The sequence below is a fragment of the Prodigiosinella confusarubida genome, assembly GCF_002847015.1.
In the GTDB taxonomy this organism is placed as follows: Bacteria; Pseudomonadota; Gammaproteobacteria; order Enterobacterales; family Enterobacteriaceae; genus Prodigiosinella; species Prodigiosinella aquatilis.
Genome location: NZ_CP025085.1, coordinates 1884644 through 1902580 on the forward strand (window position 1 = coordinate 1884644; position 17937 = coordinate 1902580).

A 17937-nucleotide genomic window follows, 5' to 3' on the forward strand; every position below is an offset into this window, starting at 1 on the left:
TCATCTTATGGTTTCATGACAGAGAAATTGCTGCAATTATTGTCGATTATTGTGTCGCCAGACGCAACGCGCCTTGTAAAGCGTCCGCTTTGGCGCTAACCAGACGTTCACGCGTCACTGTGGGCAAATAGGGTAATATCGGTTTAGCGATACCACCCATTAATGCCACGTCACCCTGACACGCCTTGAGTAACCAATTCAGCATTAAATCAATATCTTCGGCTAATTGACTAACCAGAGTGAGCCCTTGTGGGTCTGATGCCTGTGCGGCCTGGAAAATCTCAGGAGCAAAACGCCCCCAGTCTGCTGGCCTGGCGGACAGTGACCAGTTGAGCAGTGTTTCTGGTGAGTCAGAAAAGTGCGCCATCAGCGAGCGCGTGAGTGGGGTATGTGTGAGAATGTTGTCGTGCGCCAGTAGTGCTGAGCGCAATGCACTGCGACCAAGAATGGCCCCAGACCCCTGATCACCAAGGTTAAATCCCCAGCCACCGATAGCATGAAAGTGATGCCCGTCGAATGCGGCCCCCTGACTTCCTGTCCCGACAATGAGCACGGCACCCGGAGAACCAGAATGTGCACCAAGACAGGCAATCTCAACATCCGATGCGACGTGAACTGCTGCAAAAGGCAGTACTGACTGTGTGACGCGATGGCGAAGTTCAGTGATATTCGCCCCGGCAAAGCCAAAACCGGCCACGGTATCAGATAATGCGGAAAGTGGCAGTCCGGCATTATAAAACGTCTGTTCAACGGCAGACATCGCCGTAGACAGCGCACCGTTAAAATCTGAAAATAGATTAGCGGCGCCGAGGCACGCTTCAGCCAGAATGGTGCCTTTCTTGTCGGTCAGTCGCGCACGGCATCGTGTACCACCGCCATCCACACCCACGAAGTAATCTGGTTGCAACCTTGCCTCCTTCTGGCTCTGAATCACCGGCTTTTAACACCATCAAGTAACAGCCTAAACCTGTGGCTTTTCACTCCAATGAATGGTGTGACCGGTATAGAGCAAAAAAGATAGGGTAAAAAAACATAAATCGCAATGATAAAAAAATTAAGAAAAAATAAATTTATAAAAAATCATTAAAAACATAATGATAATAAATTATTTCATTTTAACTTGAGCTTCATTTATTGACATTAGTTTTGCTATCGTAATAAGTTCTTGATGATTGTCAGAGCAATGTAAGCCTGGTCAGGGCCGTACATCATTACACCATTTCGCAAAGCATCTCTTTCAGAGACGGGCAGGGGACATAACATGAAAGTAGGCATTGTCGGACTCGGTTTTCGCATGTCAAATGTGGTTAACGAGTTCAGTAAAGTTGATCCGGATTTCAGCATTACCGGATATTTTGATCCTGCACCGGCAGGGTTACCGAATCTGAAAGCGTTCAATATCGATGCCGGTTACGCTTTCGACTCTTTTGATGCACTATTGCGGGCTGGTGGCTTTGATTTGCTGATGGTCGGCTCGCCAAATTATATGCATCTTGAGCATATCCGGGCGGGGCTGGCTGCTGGCGTGCGCGTCTTTACCGAAAAACCGGTAGTCATCGACGAAGCACAAAGCATGGCGTTGGCTGAACTGGTTAAAGAGTATGGGGCTGATAACATCATAGTCGGGTTGGTATTACGTTATTCGCCCTTGTATATCGATTTGCTCAAAGCGAAACAAGACAACCAACTGGGTGAAATCACTTCCATTGAGGCCACCGAGCATATCAAGCCTTATCACGGTGCTTTCTTCATGCGCGACTGGCGTCGCTATGAGAAATATGCTGGCCCTTACATTCTGGAAAAATGCTGCCACGATATCGATCTTTATCAGGGTTTGGTCGGTGAGCGACCTGTTCGGGTTGCCAGCTTCGGCGGGCGGAAATCCTTTACTCCGCAGCATGAGCCACGGGGAAAAATCACCACTGATTCCGAGGTGTATCACATCAAACCCAGTGGCTGGTCCAGCACCGATGCGGTATTTAACAGTGATGCGGATATTGTGGATTATCAGACAGCTATTATCGAATATGCAGGTGGTGCCACGTTAGCCTTCCATGCCAATCTGAACGTACCGGATGAATTTCGTCGTTTCTGCGTAATAGGATCCAATGGTATGGCGGAGGGCGATTTTGTCCGTAACTATTTTCGTGTACATGATGCCCGTACGGGGGACAAGCTGGTTTCTACCGAATATGAAGGTAATGCGTATGATGGTCATTATGGTGCGGATGCATTAATGGTCGAGGAGATTGTCAAGCATTTGAAAACTGGCAGTCCATTGAAAGTGTCTGTCGTTGATGCGCTGGAAGCCGGGTTAACGGCGATTAAAATTGATGAGGCGAGAAAACAGCGTACCGTTATCGATCTAACTGAATGTTGGCAACGTTTTGATCGGGCATTAGGTCGTGAGCTCTGTTAAGCGTTCATTGCCTACCGGCGTTAATCGGTCATAAGTGGCAGTGTTAGATGTTAAAGGCGCATCTCTCAATACTACGGTATGACTGGGTATCCAGGGGATTAAACGCAATCTGGCATTAAATTTAAGGGAGCGTATATCCGCTCCCTTGTCATCAATAATACCAATACGGTTATTACAGGCTTTCTGTGAAAGTACGAGTAATAACGTCGCGCTGTTGTTCTGGTGTCAGTGAATTAAAACGTACAGCATAGCCAGATACACGGATGGTTAGCTGTGGATATTTTTCTGGATGTTTGACCGCATCTTCCAGCGTTTCACGGCGCAGAACATTCACATTCAGATGCTGGCCGCCTTCAACGCGAACTGTTGGTTTGATATCTAACGGAATTTCGCGATATTCAAACTGGCCCAGCTCACTGACTGTCACGATTTGGTCTTCGCTATAGCCGGATTTTGCACATACACAGCGAGCCTGGGACTTCTCTTCATCCAACAGCCAGAAAGAATTAACCAGGGTATTGTTGTTTGCTTTGGTGATTTGAATACCAGTAACCATAATTGCCTCCGTAAAGCGGCGTTATATTATCTAAAATAAAAATGCGGGCAGTCAGTAACAAACCAGCGGTTTGTTTTTAACGATAAAGTAAAATTGACTGAATCTGTCTTCCTGTATACCAGCCAATTTACTGTGTCACTTTGATATAAATCAATTTTCAAAGAGCGCTGCGGTCACAGCTATGAGTAATTATTTGTTTTATATCAATTTTAGTCTCTTTTGGTAAATGCAAAAAAATTTGTAAATTTTCAATTATTTTTCAAGCGTGTGGTCGATAGCCACCAATATGTCGGTTATGGTTTTACCTGACAGTGATTGACCGGTAAGCTACATAATCAGGATTCACTGATTGGATAACGGATGCATGATGGAAAGCTCCTTTACCTGGCACGATGTGCTGGCCCAAGAGAAACAACAACCTTATTTTATTAATACGCTCAAATTCGTTAGTCAGGAACGCGCTACTGGCAAGGTGATTTATCCGCCGCAAAAAGATGTTTTCAACGCATTTCGTTTTACCGAATTTAATCAGGTCAAGGTCGTTATCCTGGGGCAAGATCCCTATCATGGACCTCATCAGGCGCATGGACTGTCATTCTCGGTCCGTCCTGGAGTGCCTGCGCCACCTTCATTGATGAACATCTATAAAGAACTGGCGAATGACATGCCCGGATTTAAAATACCGACACATGGGTTTCTGCAAAGCTGGGCACAACAGGGTGTGTTGCTCCTTAATACTGTTTTAACGGTTGAAGCGGGTAAAGCGCACTCCCATGCCAATCTGGGATGGGAAACATTTACCGATAAGGTGATTGAAGTATTAAATGCCCATCGGGAAGGGGTGGTGTTTTTGCTATGGGGATCTCATGCGCAAAAGAAGGGCAATATGATTGATTGCCAGCGTCATCATGTTTTGAAAGCGCCTCACCCGTCGCCACTTTCTGCTCATCGTGGCTTCCTGGGGTGTCGACATTTTTCGCAAGCCAATCAATTTCTTGAGCAACAAGGCATTACGCCCATAGACTGGATGCCGAGTCTGTCTGAAAATCAGGAATGATTGATACTGCCTTCGGGTAACGAGGGCATTCTGATAGAAGTGTCGTGGTGGCAGACAGATAATTTAATGAACAAGAGAGATAAAACAAGGAATTGGTGGAGCTAAGCGGGATCGAACCGCTGACCTCTTGCATGCCATGCAAGCGCTCTCCCAGCTGAGCTATAGCCCCACATATGTGGATGGTACTTCAGGAAATCTAGACCGTGATTTGGTGGAGCTAAGCGGGATCGAACCGCTGACCTCTTGCATGCCATGCAAGCGCTCTCCCAGCTGAGCTATAGCCCCATTCCTGACACAATATCCGTGTGAACGGGCCGCATGATATGCAACCGCATGTATAGTGTCAACGGCTAAATCCATTTCTGCAACTGACCGCTGAAAAAGGCGTCAACGTTTTGTTTGCAGGCAATTTCATCCTTTGGTTTGAACTCACATAAAGGAAACACGAGGATAGTGTTTTTGAAAGACACCATTCCTCGTGCCAGGCACAACTCTATATTCGGCTTCTGATCAAGCATGATGACGCAGCCAACCGAGTTGTTTAATGCGTCTTTATGACTGCGCTTCGCGTGCGGTGATAAAGTCCAATGCGCGGTCGATTCTCGCCAGAGTGCGCTGTTGTCCCACAGCATGAACCGTCACGTCTACGCCGGGAGACTGGCCTGCGCCCGTTACGGCCACACGCAGTGGCATGCCCACCTTTCCCATCCCCTGCTGCAATTCATCTGCCGTTCCCTGGATGGCATGATGAATGTGCTCTGGTGTCCATTCGCTGATCGCCGCCAGTTTGGCGCGTACCCGCTCTAATGGTTGACGTGCAACTGGGCGCAGATGTTTCTTGGCCGCGTCGGCATCAAATTCGTCGAATTCCTCATAGAAGTAACGGCATGAAGCTGCCATTTCTTTTAGTGTTTTGCAACGTTCGCCCAACAAAACCACCAGTTGGCTGAGTTGTGGACCGCTACGAGTATCAATCCCAGCTTGTTCGATATGCCAGGACAAATGTGTTGCGACATACTCTGGCGGTAGATGATTAATATAATGATGATTCAGCCACTGCAATTTCTCAGTATTAAATGCACTGGCGGATTTGCTTACCGCATCTAGCGAGAACAGTTGCTTCATTTCCTCAATGGAAAAAATTTCCTGATCGCCAGAAGACCAACCCAGGCGAACCAGATAGTTCAGCAGAGCTTCCGGCAAATAGCCATCATCACGGTATTGCATTACCCCAACCGCACCATGACGTTTGGATAACTTTTTGCCGTCGTCACCAAGAATCATGGAAACATGAGCATATTCCGGTACCGGTGCACCTAACGCTTTCAGAATATTAATCTGTCGAGGCGTATTATTGATATGGTCTTCACCACGGATAACATGGGTGATTTCCATATCCCAGTCATCAATCACCACACAGAAGTTATAGGTTGGCGATCCATCGGTTCGACGAATGATCAGATCGTCCAGTTCCTGATTACTAAACTCAATTGGCCCGCGAATGCGGTCATTAAAAATAACCGAGCCCTCTTGCGGATTGCGGAAACGAACAACGTGTGGCTCATGCTCATCATGATGTTGGTGAGAGTCACGACAACAACCGTCATAGCGTGGCTTTTCACCATTCGCCATTTGCTGTTCGCGTAATGCTTCAAGACGGTCTTTAGAGCAATAGCATTTATATGCGGTTCCATTTTCCAGCATCTGATCGATGACAGCATTGTAGCGGTCAAAGCGTCGAGTCTGATAGTACGGCCCTTCATCCCAGTCCAGGTTCAGCCAGTTCATGCCATCCATAATGGCATTAATTGCTTCCTGGGTAGAACGCTCCAGATCGGTATCTTCAATACGTAATACAAATTCGCCATTATGATGACGGGCAAAAAGCCAGGAATAAAGAGCGGTACGAGCACCGCCGACATGAAGATAACCAGTAGGACTGGGCGCGAAACGGGTTTTTATTTTCATTGGAATTACGGCCTTATTACGCGATGGCTGTTAGTGAATCGACACAAGTTCATAATTAAAAGTGAGCAATATTCTACCACTCTACCTTAATTCCTCAACGCTATAACACACCTGGGTGACGCCTATATTTGACAAAATAGGCGAGAATTCTACGGCAATGTCCAGAAATACGACATCTTGTTTAATTTTACAACGAACAGCTATTTTCGTTTTAAAAAGCGTTGACTCACTTTGAACTATCCCTATAATGCGACTCCACACAGCGAGGGTGATTAGCTCAGCTGGGAGAGCACCTCCCTTACAAGGAGGGGGTCGGCGGTTCGATCCCGTCATCACCCACCACACTTTTATAAAGTGTTCCCCCTGTGTAAGAGATTAAAAATATTGAGAAGTGGGTGATTAGCTCAGCTGGGAGAGCACCTCCCTTACAAGGAGGGGGTCGGCGGTTCGATCCCGTCATCACCCACCATTTCTGCGGGTCGTTAGCTCAGTTGGTAGAGCAGTTGACTTTTAATCAATTGGTCGCAGGTTCGAATCCTGCACGACCCACCAATTCCATTGTGGCCTCTTTCGTTATAAATTCACTGTTATTCCATAGTGCACGTGTCGTGCGGGTGAGAAGCTGCGCTCAGGTTCGAGCCGAGCGGATGCGAGACAACAACGCGCTAGCGTTGGCCCGTAGGGTGAGGCCAGAGGCCGAATTATCCTGCACGACCCACCAATTCCATATGTGATCCCTTTTGTTATCAATTCGCTGCCACCATTCTTAATGTTCTGTTTCCTGTCATTCTTTGTGTTTTTTCTCAGCGGCTATTTTTCAACTATTATTCTCTATGACACAGTTTTTTTGACTAGCTATATCAAATATATTGGTTTTTTATCTGAACAGGAAATGACGACACTAGTGTTGTTTATACAAACCCATTTCCCTCATAAAGGATATAAAAATGATTTCTCAAGCCAACAAGTGGTTCTCTCAGTTAACCGATCATCCTGATGCGGGGAAATTATTGCTGCGTTTAACTATTGGCATACTGCTGCTTTTCCACGGGGTTGCCAAGATTGAACACGGTGTGAGTTGGATTGTGGGAATGTTGCAGGAGAATGGTCTACCCGGCTTTATTGCTTATGGTGTTTATATCGGAGAAGTTGTTGTTCCGGTACTCATTATTCTTGGTTTGTTTACCCGTGTTGCGGGTGCTATTTCCGCTATAAATTTGTTAGTGGCCACGTTGTTGGTGGGGATGGGAAGATTTTTCACCATAACTCAGGTTGGTGCTTGGGGATTGGAAGTTGAAGCACTTTACTTCCTGGCCAGCCTGGTCATTATGCTGATGGGTAGTGGGCGTTACTCAATCACGTCAAACGAAGATTATCGATAGGCTGGATGAGGGAAACGCTCGTTTAGGACGGTTTCTAATTACTGACAAATGCGTAAGCGGATTATAAAACGTAGCAAGTACCTATATGGACTTTTGAGTAACAGAAAGTAATACTGCGTACGTATATCCGACCTGTTTGTGAGAATCTTTGTTCTCTGGCCTTAATGAGAACCGCGCCTTTGCTGCTTATCGTCCTTTCGGAGTCATATGCTCCTTGTACTCTCTCAGCATCTGCAAAGGCCGGTATTACCTGTTACTTCATTATCTGTAGTCGTGTTTTGAGGTGAGTTTAATACTCGATTTTTACATATTAACAAGGCCGATATTCGCTGCGATGAAACAGCATAGCCCAGATGATCCGTGCCAATTTGTTTGCAATTGCAACTGCCGCTTTCTGTTTACCTCACCGCTCAATCACCTTTAAGGCCCATACGGAGATCCTGTCATTACTCTTACTTGCATAGCGAATAATCGACCAAGCTCCCTGGATCAGTTGCCGCCGCAGATAGCTGTTACCTCGTTTGGTTATGCCGCCCAATTTCTGTTTCCCCCCACTGGAAAACTCTTTAGGAACCAGTCCTAAATTTGCAGAAAAATGCCGAGCACCATGATAGCCAGAACCATCTCCGGCAAATGACACCGCGGCAGTGGCAATGATTTCTGCAACGCCTCTTATACCCATCAGTCGCTTGGCATCCGGGTGCGTTCTTGCCTGCAGTTTGATGTCTTTTTCCAGCGAACCTATTGCAACGTTGATCGCACGCAACTCTTCCATCAGCTCACGAATGTATTGGCGTGCAATCGTAGTGAGTTGATTACTGGCATCCTCAAGTAATTCCGGCAGCAAAAGATTCAATGGATTACGTCCTTTAGGGAGGGCTATTCCATATTCACTTAGTAATCCTCTGATTTGATTGGTTAGTGCGGTGCGTATTCTGATCCGGCGCTCGCGAATTCTGTGAGTAATGATGATATCAACCTGCGGTAAGGTTCTCGGCTGGACGAAAATCATGTTCGGTCTCTGCGCCGCCTCACAGATAGCGAAGGCATCATTGCGATCGTTCTTATTGCCTTTGACAAATGGCTTAACATGCTGAGGCGGGATCAGTTTGACGTCATGCCCGAGAGAAAGTAACTCTCTGCCACAATAGTTAGAGCCACTACAAGCTTCCATCGCAATAGTGGCATCAGGGTAAGTACGCAGAAAAGTCAGGAGCTGAGCACGTTTAATCGAACGGTTAAAAACACTCTTGCCTGCTTGATTTACTCCACATACTTGGAAGATATTTTTTGCGAGATCAATTCCTATTAGTGTAACTTTCATTTTGGACACCTTTTGTTGTTATTGAACGTGCAAATTCAATATGGCGTAAATGACGCCTACTTCACAAGAGGTGTCCATCCCATCATCCTTGTAAGCTTAAGCCGCGCTATCCCTCTGGCGCGGATACTTTACTTCTATCACTCATTATCACCGTTCTGATTCGGCACATAGATTGATCAACGGTCTGAAGGGAGCATCGGCTCCCTTTTATTTTTATGGCTATAATGATCAACTTTCAGTCGGTTTTTCCATCTTGTCAGCGGGCTGACGACGTTTACCAACATTTTTACTATCGCGGTGACGAATTTTCACCTTTACTTTCTGTTTATCTTTCTCTTTCTGTTCTTTGCGTTTGGTCAACACTTTCTTGGATGGCTTTCCGGTCACGTTGTCGTTTGGTGCCCGTGTGCTGGGACGTAGTTCATCCACCACGCGAGGCTTTAACGGTTCATTCAGATAACGACTAATTTTCCCCAGCAGCAGGTGATCGTGGGCTTCAACCAGCGATATTGCACATCCTTTGCGACCTGCACGGCCAGTTCGGCCAATACGGTGTAGATAGGTATCTGCGGTGCGTGGTAAATCGAAGTTAAATACATGGCTGATATCGTTAATATCGATGCCTCGAGCAGCAATGTCAGTTGCAACCAGTACATTTACCCGCCCCTCGCTTAAGCGCTTGATAGCCTCGTTTCTTTTGGCCTGGACCATCTCGCCTTCCAGATAACAGGACTGAATGCCGGCTGCATGCAACCATCCAACCAGCTCATGGACACGTTCACGTTTGCGCACAAACACAATAGAACGAGTGACATCCGGTTGTTTCAATAAGTGGCGTAACAGGGCGGTTTTGTGTTCAAGATCATCGGCACGGTAGTACCATTGCAGAATCTTTTTACGTTCCCGGCGTGAAGGATCGGACTCTATTTCTATCGGATCATTCAGCAGGCGTTCGGCAAAATCCTGAATGGCGTCGCCTTCCAGTGTGGCCGAGAACAGCAGTGTTTGCTTGCGCCAGCGTGTTTCACCGGCGATGTGCTCGATATCCTGTGCAAAGCCCAGTTCCAGCATGCGATCAGCTTCATCCAGGATCAGCGTTTCGACTGCCCGGCAGTCAAAATTTTCTTCTTTAATGTATTGCAACAATCGCCCGGTGGTCGCAACCACGAGATCCTGATTTTCACTAAACACTTCGGCGTGGTTCATATAGGCGACGCCACCAGTGATAGTGGCTATATCCAGATGCGTGTGCGCAGCCAGCAGGCGAGCCTGGTCAGCAACCTGCATCGCCAGCTCACGGGTTGGCGTCAGAATTAGAACCCGAGGCGGTCCTGATTTTTTCCGTGGAAAATCGAGTAGATGCTGTAGAACCGGCAACAGATAGGCAGCGGTCTTCCCTGTACCTGTTGGTGCGGAGCCCAGTACATCTCGCCCTTCCATCGCTGGGGGAATAGCGGCAGCCTGAATTGCTGTCGGGCGCTGAAAGCCTATGTCACGCAAGGCATCAAGCAGGCTTTCGTCAAGATCAAACTCGGAAAAATTGGTTGCAGTCATTGTCTACCTCTGTTCGGGGCGGTGATTATAGACGCATTGGCCTGGTTGTTCATCTGTTTAAGCTGCGATGACTACTTTTCCTCGACTTGAGATTCTCTTATGCTACCCCGGTTTGGTACGGAATGACGAATAATGAAGCATCAAGACAGTAAATCAGGATTGCGGTCCGGTGGTTTTACCTTTAAGCAATTTTTTGTTGCGCACGATCGTTGCGCGATGAAAGTCGGAACCGATGGCATAGTCCTGGGCGCGTGGGCACCGTTGCGATCTGTGGGCAGAATATTGGATATTGGCTGTGGTTCTGGTGTGATTGCCTTAATGCTGGCTCAGCGTAGTGGGGGAGCCGTCCCTGTTGATGCAGTTGAACTGGATGCAGTGGCCAGTCAGCAGGCAATGGACAATGTATCTACATCACCGTGGTCTGACACGATTAATATTTATCATGCTGATATTACTCGGTTTATACCAGCTACCACTGCGCCATACTCGCTGATTGTCAGTAATCCGCCGTATTTTTCCCCAGGGGTGTCCTGTCGAACGGAACAGCGTGCGCAGGCGCGTTATACCACAACGTTGACACATTCAGACTTATTGAACTGTGCTCATCGACTCTTGGCTGATGACGGATTGTTTTGTGTCGTATTGCCCCACCAGGTTGTAGAGGAATTTCTGAATAATGCCCGTGATGGCGGCTGGCATCTCAGACAGCGCACGGATGTGGCGGAATATGCATCTCGGGCTGCTCATCGAGTGTTGCTGGCGCTGTCTCACCAGCCGGGTGCCGTGATAGAAACATCACTGGTCATCCGCGATGACCACCAATGTTATTCCGTCGCTTTCCGAACGCTGACCCAGGATTTTTATTTGTTTATGTAGGTTGAGAACAGCGAGGCTCAAGGCCCCGCCTTTCTCTCTCCAAGGGGATTATGGATGCAAAATCGTAGGCTGTGGTGTGTCTGAGCGCTCGGGGTAATCGAGCGTATAATGCAATCCGCGGCTTTCTTTTCTTTCCAGCGCACAACGGACGATCAACTCGGCAACCTGAACCAGGTTACGCAATTCCAGCAGGTTGTTGGAAATACGGAAATGTGCATAGTATTCATTAATTTCATGCTGTAACAGATTGATGCGGTGTAATGCCCGTTCCAGTCGCTTGGTGGTACGAACAATACCGACGTAGTCCCACATGAAAAGCCGCAGCTCATGCCAGTTATGCTGGATAATGACCTGCTCATCAGAGTTGTCCACCTGGCTTTCATCCCACGATGGCAGATGATCGACCAGCTGCTTGCTTGGCAGACGCTTAAGAATGTCTTCAGCCGCTGACCAGCCATAAACCAGACACTCCAGCAGTGAGTTGGAGGCCATCCGGTTGGCGCCATGCAATCCGGTGTAGCTGACTTCACCAATGGCATAAAGTCCGTTCAAATCGGTTCTGCCTTGCTGATCCACCACTACGCCACCACAGGTATAGTGTGCGGCGGGAACTATCGGGACTGGTTCTTTGGTCAGATCGATACCCAGTGACAGTAATTTTTCATAAATGGTCGGAAAATGATGAGTAATGAATTCCGCAGGTTTATGGCTGATATCCAGGTACATACAGTCAGCCCCCAGACGCTTCATTTCGTGATCGATGGCACGGGCGACAATATCTCGGGGGGCTAGCTCGGCACGTGAATCAAAGTCGGGCATAAAGCGGCTGCCATCAGGGCGTTTCAGGTAAGCACCTTCACCACGTAGGGCTTCTGTAAGCAAAAAATTCCTGGCTTGCGGATGAAATAGGCAGGTGGGATGAAACTGGTTGAATTCAAGATTGGCGACCCTGCATCCTGCACGCCATGCCATGGCGATACCGTCACCGGAAGAAACATCTGGATTGGTAGTGTACTGATACACCTTGGCGGCACCACCACTGGCCAGTACGACTGTTTTAGCCTGGCAGGACTCGACGACTTCCTTTTCCCGGTTCCAAATGTAAGCGCCTACCACCCGTTTATGGCCTGCTAGCCCCAGCTTGCTGGACGTGATCAGGTCAACCGCATTACAGCGCTCCATCAGCGTGATATTGGGATGTGCGAGAGCTTTACCAACCAATGTCGTTTCGACTTCTTTGCCCGTGGCATCGGCAGCGTGCAGAATGCGTCGATGACTGTGACCCCCTTCCCGGGTTAAATGGTAACGAGCTTCGCCATGAGGGGAGTTTTCAGTATCAAACAATACACCCTGGTCAATCAGCCATTGAACACAGTGTTTGGCGTTGTTGGCAATAAAGGATACTGCCTCGCGTTCACACAGACCATCACCAGCAATCAATGTATCTTCAATGTGGGAGTCGATACTGTCTGTTTCATCAAAAACAGCGGCGATCCCGCCCTGGGCATAAAAGGTGGCGCCTTCGTTCAATGGCCCTTTGCTGAGAACCATCACTCTGGAATGCGGGGCGAGGCGAAGTGCTAGCGAGAGTCCCGCTGCTCCGCTGCCGATGATGAGGACATCGCAGTCGTGTTCAGTAGTTGAATTCATGATGAGTGTTGTTTAGTTTATAAAACAGTAAAACGAATCCTAGCACTAGATAGGTTATTTATGCAGCCTTTTTGTTCATTTTGTTAAACATACTCTGAATGTGATGCTAACCCTCTATCGCAGCGTGACTTATGGTGCCAGAACTGTGGTTTTGGCGTATGATTCGCTCTGAAATGGGGTGCAAATGAGAAAAGATAGTGTGAACTATTGTGTATCCCAGAAAATTCAATGAAGTAGTCATTAAAATAAACGTCATAGCGCGGAACTTTATTATTCAATTACACTCCAAGCGTGAGCTTGCTCTGATTTCAGTGAATAGCTGGCAGTACTTAACATAGGCGTGGAGACGGGTTTGGGGAGATATTACCTCGGATGAGCGAGCAGTTAGCGGATCAGGTTCTGGTTGAGCGGGTCCAGAAAGGAGATCAGAATTCGTTCAATTTACTGGTTATTCGTTACCAGCATAAAGTGGCGAGTCTGGTATCCCGTTATGTTCCTCCGGGAGACGTGCCGGACGTAGTGCAGGAATCCTTTATCAAGGCCTATCGTGCGCTGGAGTCTTTTCGTGGCGATAGTGCTTTTTACACTTGGTTGTACCGTATCGCGGTGAATACGGCAAAAAATTACCTGGTAGCGCAGGGTCGGCGACCTCCCTCTAGCGATGTGGACGCCAACGATGCTGAAAATTATGAAAATGCCAGTGCATTGAAAGAAATATCGAACCCTGAGAATTTAATGTTGTCAGATGAGTTGCGAAGAATTGTTTTCCGTACCATAGAGTCACTGCCTGAGGATTTACGTTTGGCAATTACTCTGCGTGAACTGGATGGACTAAGCTATGAAGAGATAGCGTCCATAATGGATTGCCCGGTCGGTACTGTTCGGTCGAGGATTTTCCGCGCTCGGGAAGCGATTGATAATAAAGTACAACCACTTATTCAGCGTTAGCTTGTTCTTGACGCTAACAATGGCGGGTTTGACAAGGTAAGGGTGTCAGTATGCAGAAAGAGAAACTTTCCGCTCTAATGGATGGCGAAGTAGTTGATAATGAACTGCTGAGTGCTTTGTCGAAGGATGACAAGTTACAGCAAAGTTGGCAGAGTTATCATTTGATCCGCGATACATTACGTGGTGATGTCTGTGATAACGTAGTGAATATTGACATTGCCGAACGGGTAGCCGCTGTGCTGAAAAAAGAGCCGCTACGTCTCATTTCTCACACCGTAGCTGATGTTCAACCACATCCACAAACCTGGCATCGATTGCCGTTCTGGCACAAGATTCGTCCGTTTGCCAGTCAACTGACTCAAATTGGTGTTGCCGCCTGTGTTTCACTGGCAGTGATTGCTGGTGTGCAACACTATCAGCAAGGTAATGTGACGCCAGAAAGCGCTGGAGGAACACCGGTGCTGAGTACGACACTGCCCATGTTAGGTGCCGCATCACCGGTAAGTCTAAGTGTCCCGGCTGAAAACGGTGTCGCACATGGCGGACAGCGCCAGATGCAGGCGCAGCATGAGCGTATTAATGCGCTGTTGCAGGATTACGAATTGCAGCGTCGGGTCTATTCCGATCAGCTTCAGCTTCAGCAACCTGACGTTCAGCAGGCCGCCGTGCAAGTACCTGGGACTCAATCATTAGGAATGCAACCGCAGTAATGAAGCGCTTTTGGTTTGTCGCATGCATTTTTTTTGGCAGTCTGTCTTATTCTTCTATCGCTCTGGCGCAGAATGACTCCAGAGCGATATTGCAGCAGATGAGCAGTGCCAGTCAGTCATTAAATTATGAAATGTATTTCATCAATGTTTCCCACTTGGGAATTGATTCCCTGCGTTATCGCCATATTATTCAGGACAAGGATACACTGGCACAATTGATCCACCTCGACGGCCCTCGTCGGGAGATTCTGCAACGTGGCAATAGTATTATCTATCACGAAGCTGATATGGAACCTTTCACGTTGTCGGGTGAACATATTGTGGATTCTCTACCCGCCTTGATGTTCGCTGATTTCCAGCATTTGTCCGGATACTATGATTTCATTCCCACTGGGCGTATACGGCTTGCTGACCGTCAAGGGGACGTTATTCGTATTGTATCCCGTGATGGTACGCGTTTTAGCTATGTAGTCTGCCTGGATTCTGAGACCAAATTACCTCTGCGTGTCGATTTGCTTGACCAGAATGGTGAGATGCTGGAGCAGTTTCGGGCCATTTCCATTGTCGTGGGTGACAATATTCAAAAACTCATGGCACCATTGAAAAATCTTAAGCAGCCACCATTACTCAGTCTATCGACTAAAACGTCGGCAAATTTTAACTGGGTGGCTGAATGGTTACCGATGGGAGTAGAAGAGATTTCTCGTAATCAACATCTGTTGTCAGGTGTTAATGTTCCTGTGGAGTCGCGGTTTTACAGTGATGGTTTGTTCAGTTTTTCTGTGAATATCAGTCCGGCTAGTGAAACAGCTCGCTCTGAGCGAAATGCATTCGTTGGCCGTCGGACAGTGCATACAGAAATCCGTGATAACCATGAAATTACCGTCATTGGTGAGCTACCGTTGGCTACGGCTAAACGTATCGCAGATAACATTATTTTTAAGGCACAGTAGTAATGATTAAAGAATGGGCGACTGTGGTTTCATGGCAAAGTGGTATGGCGCTTGTGCGTTGCGAACCGCGTTCTGGCTGCGGTAGCTGTCAGTCGCGCACGGGGTGTGAATCGGGGGCGTTGAAGGCACTGGAGAGTCCAGAGCACCAATTACTCATCCCTTATCGACAGCCGCTTCAGTCGGGACAACGCGTGGAAATTGGTGTTGCAGAGAGTAGTTTGCTTCGTTCCGCCGTATTGATGTATCTGTTTCCCTTGCTGGGATTAATGGTCGGTGCGGGTGTGATGCAAGCATTGTATGGTAATGACATACTGTCTATCACCGGAGCATTGGCCGGTGTGATGATGAGTTTTTGGGCAGTACGGCTCTGGGCTGACAAAATAGGTGAAAACAGCGATTATCAGCCGGTGATCCTGCAAGTCTCCTTGCCGGAATCTTTATTGCGGGTTGAATCTTTTCCCACCCTTTGAATACAAGAGATGGAATGCTTGTATGCCATGCATCTTCGGTATTAATTTCAACAGCCGCTCAGTTTTTTACAGCTTCTTTCATCTTATAACTCGGGTATCTTCGATAAAGCAGTCATAATCGTGGGTAATACTCAGTCCATGACTAGGTTTTCTACCATCCGACATGTAGAATGCTGCGGTTCAGGTATAGGACAACGGCTATGGTTGTCACCTAATGCACGTGCCATCGGCAAGAATTTCAGGAATACCAAGGTAGAAAAACTTTTATAATGAAGCATATACGAAATTTCTCCATTATTGCTCACATCGACCACGGTAAGTCGACGCTATCTGACCGCATTATTCAAATTTGCGGTGGCTTGTCCGAACGAGAAATGGCGGCACAAGTACTGGATTCTATGGATCTGGAACGTGAACGTGGTATTACCATCAAAGCCCAGAGTGTGACGTTGGATTACAAAGCATCCGATGGTCAAATTTATCAGCTTAATTTCATCGATACGCCTGGACACGTTGATTTTTCTTATGAAGTTTCCCGCTCATTGGCAGCCTGTGAGGGCGCCTTGTTGGTGGTAGATGCCGGACAAGGGGTAGAGGCACAGACTCTGGCCAATTGTTACACGGCAATGGAAATGGATCTGGAAGTGGTTCCGGTCTTGAATAAAATCGATTTGCCTGCCGCCGATCCTGATCGTGTTAGTGAAGAAATTGAAGATATCGTGGGCATTGATGCTACCGATGCGATTCGTTGTTCTGCCAAAACCGGTGTGGGCGTACCTGAAGTGCTGGAACGTCTGGTGCGGGATATTCCCCCGCCAGAAGGTGATCCGGAAGCAGCGCTGCAAGCGCTGATTATCGACTCCTGGTTTGATAACTACCTGGGGGTAGTTTCACTTATACGCATCAAGAACGGTATGTTGCGTAAAGGTGACAAGGTCAAAGTGATGAGCACCGGTCAGGTTTATAACGCTGAACGGCTAGGGATCTTCACACCGAAGCGGGTTGACCGGGAAGTATTGAACTGCGGTGAAGTTGGCTGGCTGGTTTGTGCTATCAAAGATATTCTCGGCGCACCGGTCGGAGATACCCTGACTCTGGCCCGTAAACCGGCAGAAAAGGCACTGCCGGGTTTTAAAAAAGTAAAACCACAGGTTTATGCCGGACTTTTCCCAATCAGTTCCGATGATTATGAGGCTTTCCGTGATGCACTGGGCAAACTCAGTCTGAATGATGCGTCATTGTTCTATGAGCCGGAAAGTTCCACTGCACTGGGCTTTGGTTTCCGATGCGGTTTCCTCGGCCTTCTGCATATGGAAATCATTCAGGAACGTCTGGAGCGTGAATACGATCTGGAGTTAATTACTACGGCTCCGACCGTTGTTTATGAAGTCGAAACCACTGGCAATGAGGTTATCCACGTTGATAGCCCTTCCAAGTTACCGCCGGTGAACAATATCCAGGAATTACGCGAACCTATCGCCGAGTGTCACATGCTGCTGCCACAGGAATATCTGGGCAATGTGATCACATTGTGTATCGAGAAACGTGGTGTACAAACCAACATGGTGTACCACGGCACTCAGGTAGCTTTAACTTATGACATCCCTATGGCAGAAGTGGTGCTGGATTTCTTTGACCGTCTGAAATCAACCTCGCGTGGATATGCCTCTCTGGATTATAGCTTCAAGCGTTTCCAGGCCTCTGATATGGTGCGGGTGGATGTGCTGATTAACAATGAACGTGTGGATGCGCTGGCGTTGATTACCCATCGTGATAATTCTCAGTATCGGGGTCGCGAACTGGTGGAAAAAATGAAAGAACTCATTCCCCGCCAGCAATTTGATATTGCTATTCAGGCTGCAATCGGTAACCACATTATTGCGCGTTCTACGGTTAAACAGTTGCGTAAAAACGTGCTGGCCAAATGCTATGGTGGTGACGTAAGTCGTAAGAAAAAACTGCTACAGAAGCAGAAAGAAGGTAAAAAACGCATGAAGCAGGTCGGTAACGTTGAACTGCCGCAGGAAGCGTTTTTAGCCATTTTACATGTTGGTAAAGAAAGTAAATAAA

Annotated in this window: 14 protein-coding genes, 5 tRNA genes, 1 other RNA gene and 1 pseudogene; 13 read left to right on the plus strand and 8 right to left on the minus strand. The window is 47.6% G+C overall.

Features of this window, described 5'->3' with window-relative positions; all coding sequences use genetic code 11:
- Positions 1–46: 46 nt before the first annotated feature.
- The gene (locus CWC46_RS08765) at positions 47–907 is read right to left on the minus strand and encodes a glucosamine kinase nucleotide-binding domain-containing protein (RefSeq protein ID WP_021016962.1); all 861 of its coding nucleotides are present in this window, start codon (positions 905–907) and stop codon (positions 47–49) included.
- Between the two features lie 354 nt (positions 908–1261).
- Between CWC46_RS08765 and CWC46_RS08770 the strand changes: the two genes are divergently transcribed.
- Positions 1262–2419, plus strand: coding sequence for a Gfo/Idh/MocA family protein (locus CWC46_RS08770; RefSeq protein WP_021016961.1), 1158 nt, complete (start codon positions 1262–1264; stop codon positions 2417–2419).
- Positions 2420–2591: 172 nt separating this feature from the next.
- On the opposite strand, the gene grcA is transcribed toward CWC46_RS08770, so the two are convergent.
- The gene (gene grcA / locus CWC46_RS08775; RefSeq protein ID WP_021016960.1) at positions 2592–2975 is read right to left on the minus strand and encodes an autonomous glycyl radical cofactor GrcA; all 384 of its coding nucleotides are present in this window, start codon (positions 2973–2975) and stop codon (positions 2592–2594) included.
- Between the two features lie 367 nt (positions 2976–3342).
- On the opposite strand from grcA, the gene ung reads away from it, so the two are divergent.
- The gene (ung, locus tag CWC46_RS08780; RefSeq protein ID WP_037381954.1) at positions 3343–4032 is read left to right on the plus strand and encodes a uracil-DNA glycosylase; all 690 of its coding nucleotides are present in this window, start codon (positions 3343–3345) and stop codon (positions 4030–4032) included.
- Between the two features lie 93 nt (positions 4033–4125).
- Here ung and CWC46_RS08785 read toward each other — a convergent pair.
- The 3 genes from CWC46_RS08785 to gltX form a co-directional block, all read right to left on the minus strand.
- Positions 4126–4201, minus strand: a tRNA-Ala gene (locus tag CWC46_RS08785).
- Positions 4202–4241: 40 nt separating this feature from the next.
- A tRNA-Ala gene (locus tag CWC46_RS08790) sits at positions 4242–4317 on the minus strand.
- Between the two features lie 267 nt (positions 4318–4584).
- Positions 4585–6000: a glutamate--tRNA ligase gene (gltX, locus tag CWC46_RS08795; RefSeq protein WP_021016958.1), complete on the minus strand. Its 1416-nt coding sequence runs from the start codon at positions 5998–6000 to the stop codon at positions 4585–4587.
- A gap of 266 nt (positions 6001–6266) precedes the next feature.
- On the opposite strand from gltX, the gene CWC46_RS08800 reads away from it, so the two are divergent.
- The 5 genes from CWC46_RS08800 (at position 6267) to CWC46_RS08820 (ending at position 7382) form a co-directional block, all read left to right on the plus strand.
- Positions 6267–6342 (plus strand) — tRNA-Val (locus CWC46_RS08800).
- Between the two features lie 51 nt (positions 6343–6393).
- A tRNA-Val gene (locus tag CWC46_RS08805) sits at positions 6394–6469 on the plus strand.
- A 7-nt stretch (positions 6470–6476) separates the two neighbouring features.
- Positions 6477–6552: transfer RNA gene (locus CWC46_RS08810), tRNA-Lys, on the plus strand.
- A 42-nt stretch (positions 6553–6594) separates the two neighbouring features.
- Positions 6595–6721: non-coding RNA, RtT sRNA (locus tag CWC46_RS08815), on the plus strand.
- 226 nt (positions 6722–6947) lie between these two features.
- Positions 6948–7382 carry a DoxX family protein gene (locus CWC46_RS08820; protein ID WP_021016957.1) on the plus strand — a complete coding sequence of 145 codons (435 nt, stop codon included), beginning with the start codon at positions 6948–6950 and terminating at the stop codon, positions 7380–7382.
- A gap of 310 nt (positions 7383–7692) precedes the next feature.
- On the opposite strand, the pseudogene CWC46_RS08825 reads toward CWC46_RS08820, so the two are convergent.
- Positions 7693–8706: pseudogene (locus CWC46_RS08825) on the minus strand (IS110 family RNA-guided transposase).
- A 228-nt stretch (positions 8707–8934) separates the two neighbouring features.
- Positions 8935–10260 (minus strand): ATP-dependent RNA helicase SrmB, encoded by a 1326-nt coding sequence (gene srmB / locus CWC46_RS08830; RefSeq protein ID WP_021016955.1) that lies wholly within the window; start codon positions 10258–10260, stop codon positions 8935–8937.
- Positions 10261–10392: 132 nt separating this feature from the next.
- Here srmB and trmN point away from each other — a divergent pair, with 132 nt between their 5' ends.
- Positions 10393–11136 (plus strand): tRNA(1)(Val) (adenine(37)-N(6))-methyltransferase TrmN, encoded by a 744-nt coding sequence (gene trmN, locus CWC46_RS08835; RefSeq protein ID WP_021016954.1) that lies wholly within the window; start codon positions 10393–10395, stop codon positions 11134–11136.
- 48 nt (positions 11137–11184) lie between these two features.
- On the opposite strand, the gene nadB is transcribed toward trmN, so the two are convergent.
- Entirely contained in the window at positions 11185–12786 is a 1602-nt protein-coding gene (gene nadB, locus CWC46_RS08840) for an L-aspartate oxidase (RefSeq protein WP_021016953.1), read from the minus strand.
- A gap of 372 nt (positions 12787–13158) precedes the next feature.
- Here nadB and rpoE point away from each other — a divergent pair, with 372 nt between their 5' ends.
- The 5 genes from rpoE to lepA all read left to right on the plus strand — a co-directional run bounded on the left by rpoE (position 13159) and on the right by lepA (position 17936).
- A complete protein-coding gene (gene rpoE, locus CWC46_RS08845; protein WP_021016952.1) occupies positions 13159–13734 on the plus strand; it encodes an RNA polymerase sigma factor RpoE in 576 nt (191 codons plus the stop codon).
- A 50-nt stretch (positions 13735–13784) separates the two neighbouring features.
- Complete coding sequence (gene rseA / locus CWC46_RS08850) at positions 13785–14444, plus strand: anti-sigma-E factor RseA (RefSeq protein ID WP_021016951.1); 660 nt, start codon at positions 13785–13787, stop codon at positions 14442–14444.
- Positions 14444–15397, plus strand: a complete 954-nt coding sequence (gene rseB, locus CWC46_RS08855) for a sigma-E factor regulatory protein RseB (protein WP_021016950.1) — start codon at positions 14444–14446, stop codon at positions 15395–15397. Before rseA ends, rseB begins: the two co-directional genes overlap by 1 nt.
- Before the next feature lie 2 nt (positions 15398–15399).
- Complete coding sequence (gene rseC, locus CWC46_RS08860) at positions 15400–15867, plus strand: SoxR-reducing system protein RseC (RefSeq protein WP_021016949.1); 468 nt, start codon at positions 15400–15402, stop codon at positions 15865–15867.
- Positions 15868–16136: 269 nt separating this feature from the next.
- Entirely contained in the window at positions 16137–17936 is a 1800-nt protein-coding gene (lepA, locus tag CWC46_RS08865; RefSeq protein ID WP_021016948.1) for a translation elongation factor 4, read from the plus strand.
- Position 17937: the final 1 nt, after the last annotated feature.

Excerpts from the sequence above, each read along its gene's own strand:
- CWC46_RS08770 (WP_021016961.1), top strand. The coding sequence starts at position 1,262 with ATGAAAGTAGGCATTGTCGGACTCGGTTTTCGCATGTCAAATGTGGTT.
- grcA (WP_021016960.1), bottom strand. The coding sequence starts at position 2,975 with ATGGTTACTGGTATTCAAATCACCAAAGCAAACAACAATACCCTGGTT.
- ung (WP_037381954.1), top strand. The coding sequence starts at position 3,343 with ATGGAAAGCTCCTTTACCTGGCACGATGTGCTGGCCCAAGAGAAACAA.
- gltX (WP_021016958.1), bottom strand. The coding sequence starts at position 6,000 with ATGAAAATAAAAACCCGTTTCGCGCCCAGTCCTACTGGTTATCTTCAT.
- CWC46_RS08820 (WP_021016957.1), top strand. The coding sequence starts at position 6,948 with ATGATTTCTCAAGCCAACAAGTGGTTCTCTCAGTTAACCGATCATCCT.
- srmB (WP_021016955.1), bottom strand. The coding sequence starts at position 10,260 with ATGACTGCAACCAATTTTTCCGAGTTTGATCTTGACGAAAGCCTGCTT.
- trmN (WP_021016954.1), top strand. The coding sequence starts at position 10,393 with ATGAAGCATCAAGACAGTAAATCAGGATTGCGGTCCGGTGGTTTTACC.
- nadB (WP_021016953.1), bottom strand. The coding sequence starts at position 12,786 with ATGAATTCAACTACTGAACACGACTGCGATGTCCTCATCATCGGCAGC.
- rpoE (WP_021016952.1), top strand. The coding sequence starts at position 13,159 with ATGAGCGAGCAGTTAGCGGATCAGGTTCTGGTTGAGCGGGTCCAGAAA.
- rseA (WP_021016951.1), top strand. The coding sequence starts at position 13,785 with ATGCAGAAAGAGAAACTTTCCGCTCTAATGGATGGCGAAGTAGTTGAT.
- rseB (WP_021016950.1), top strand. The coding sequence starts at position 14,444 with ATGAAGCGCTTTTGGTTTGTCGCATGCATTTTTTTTGGCAGTCTGTCT.
- rseC (WP_021016949.1), top strand. The coding sequence starts at position 15,400 with ATGATTAAAGAATGGGCGACTGTGGTTTCATGGCAAAGTGGTATGGCG.
- lepA (WP_021016948.1), top strand. The coding sequence starts at position 16,137 with ATGAAGCATATACGAAATTTCTCCATTATTGCTCACATCGACCACGGT.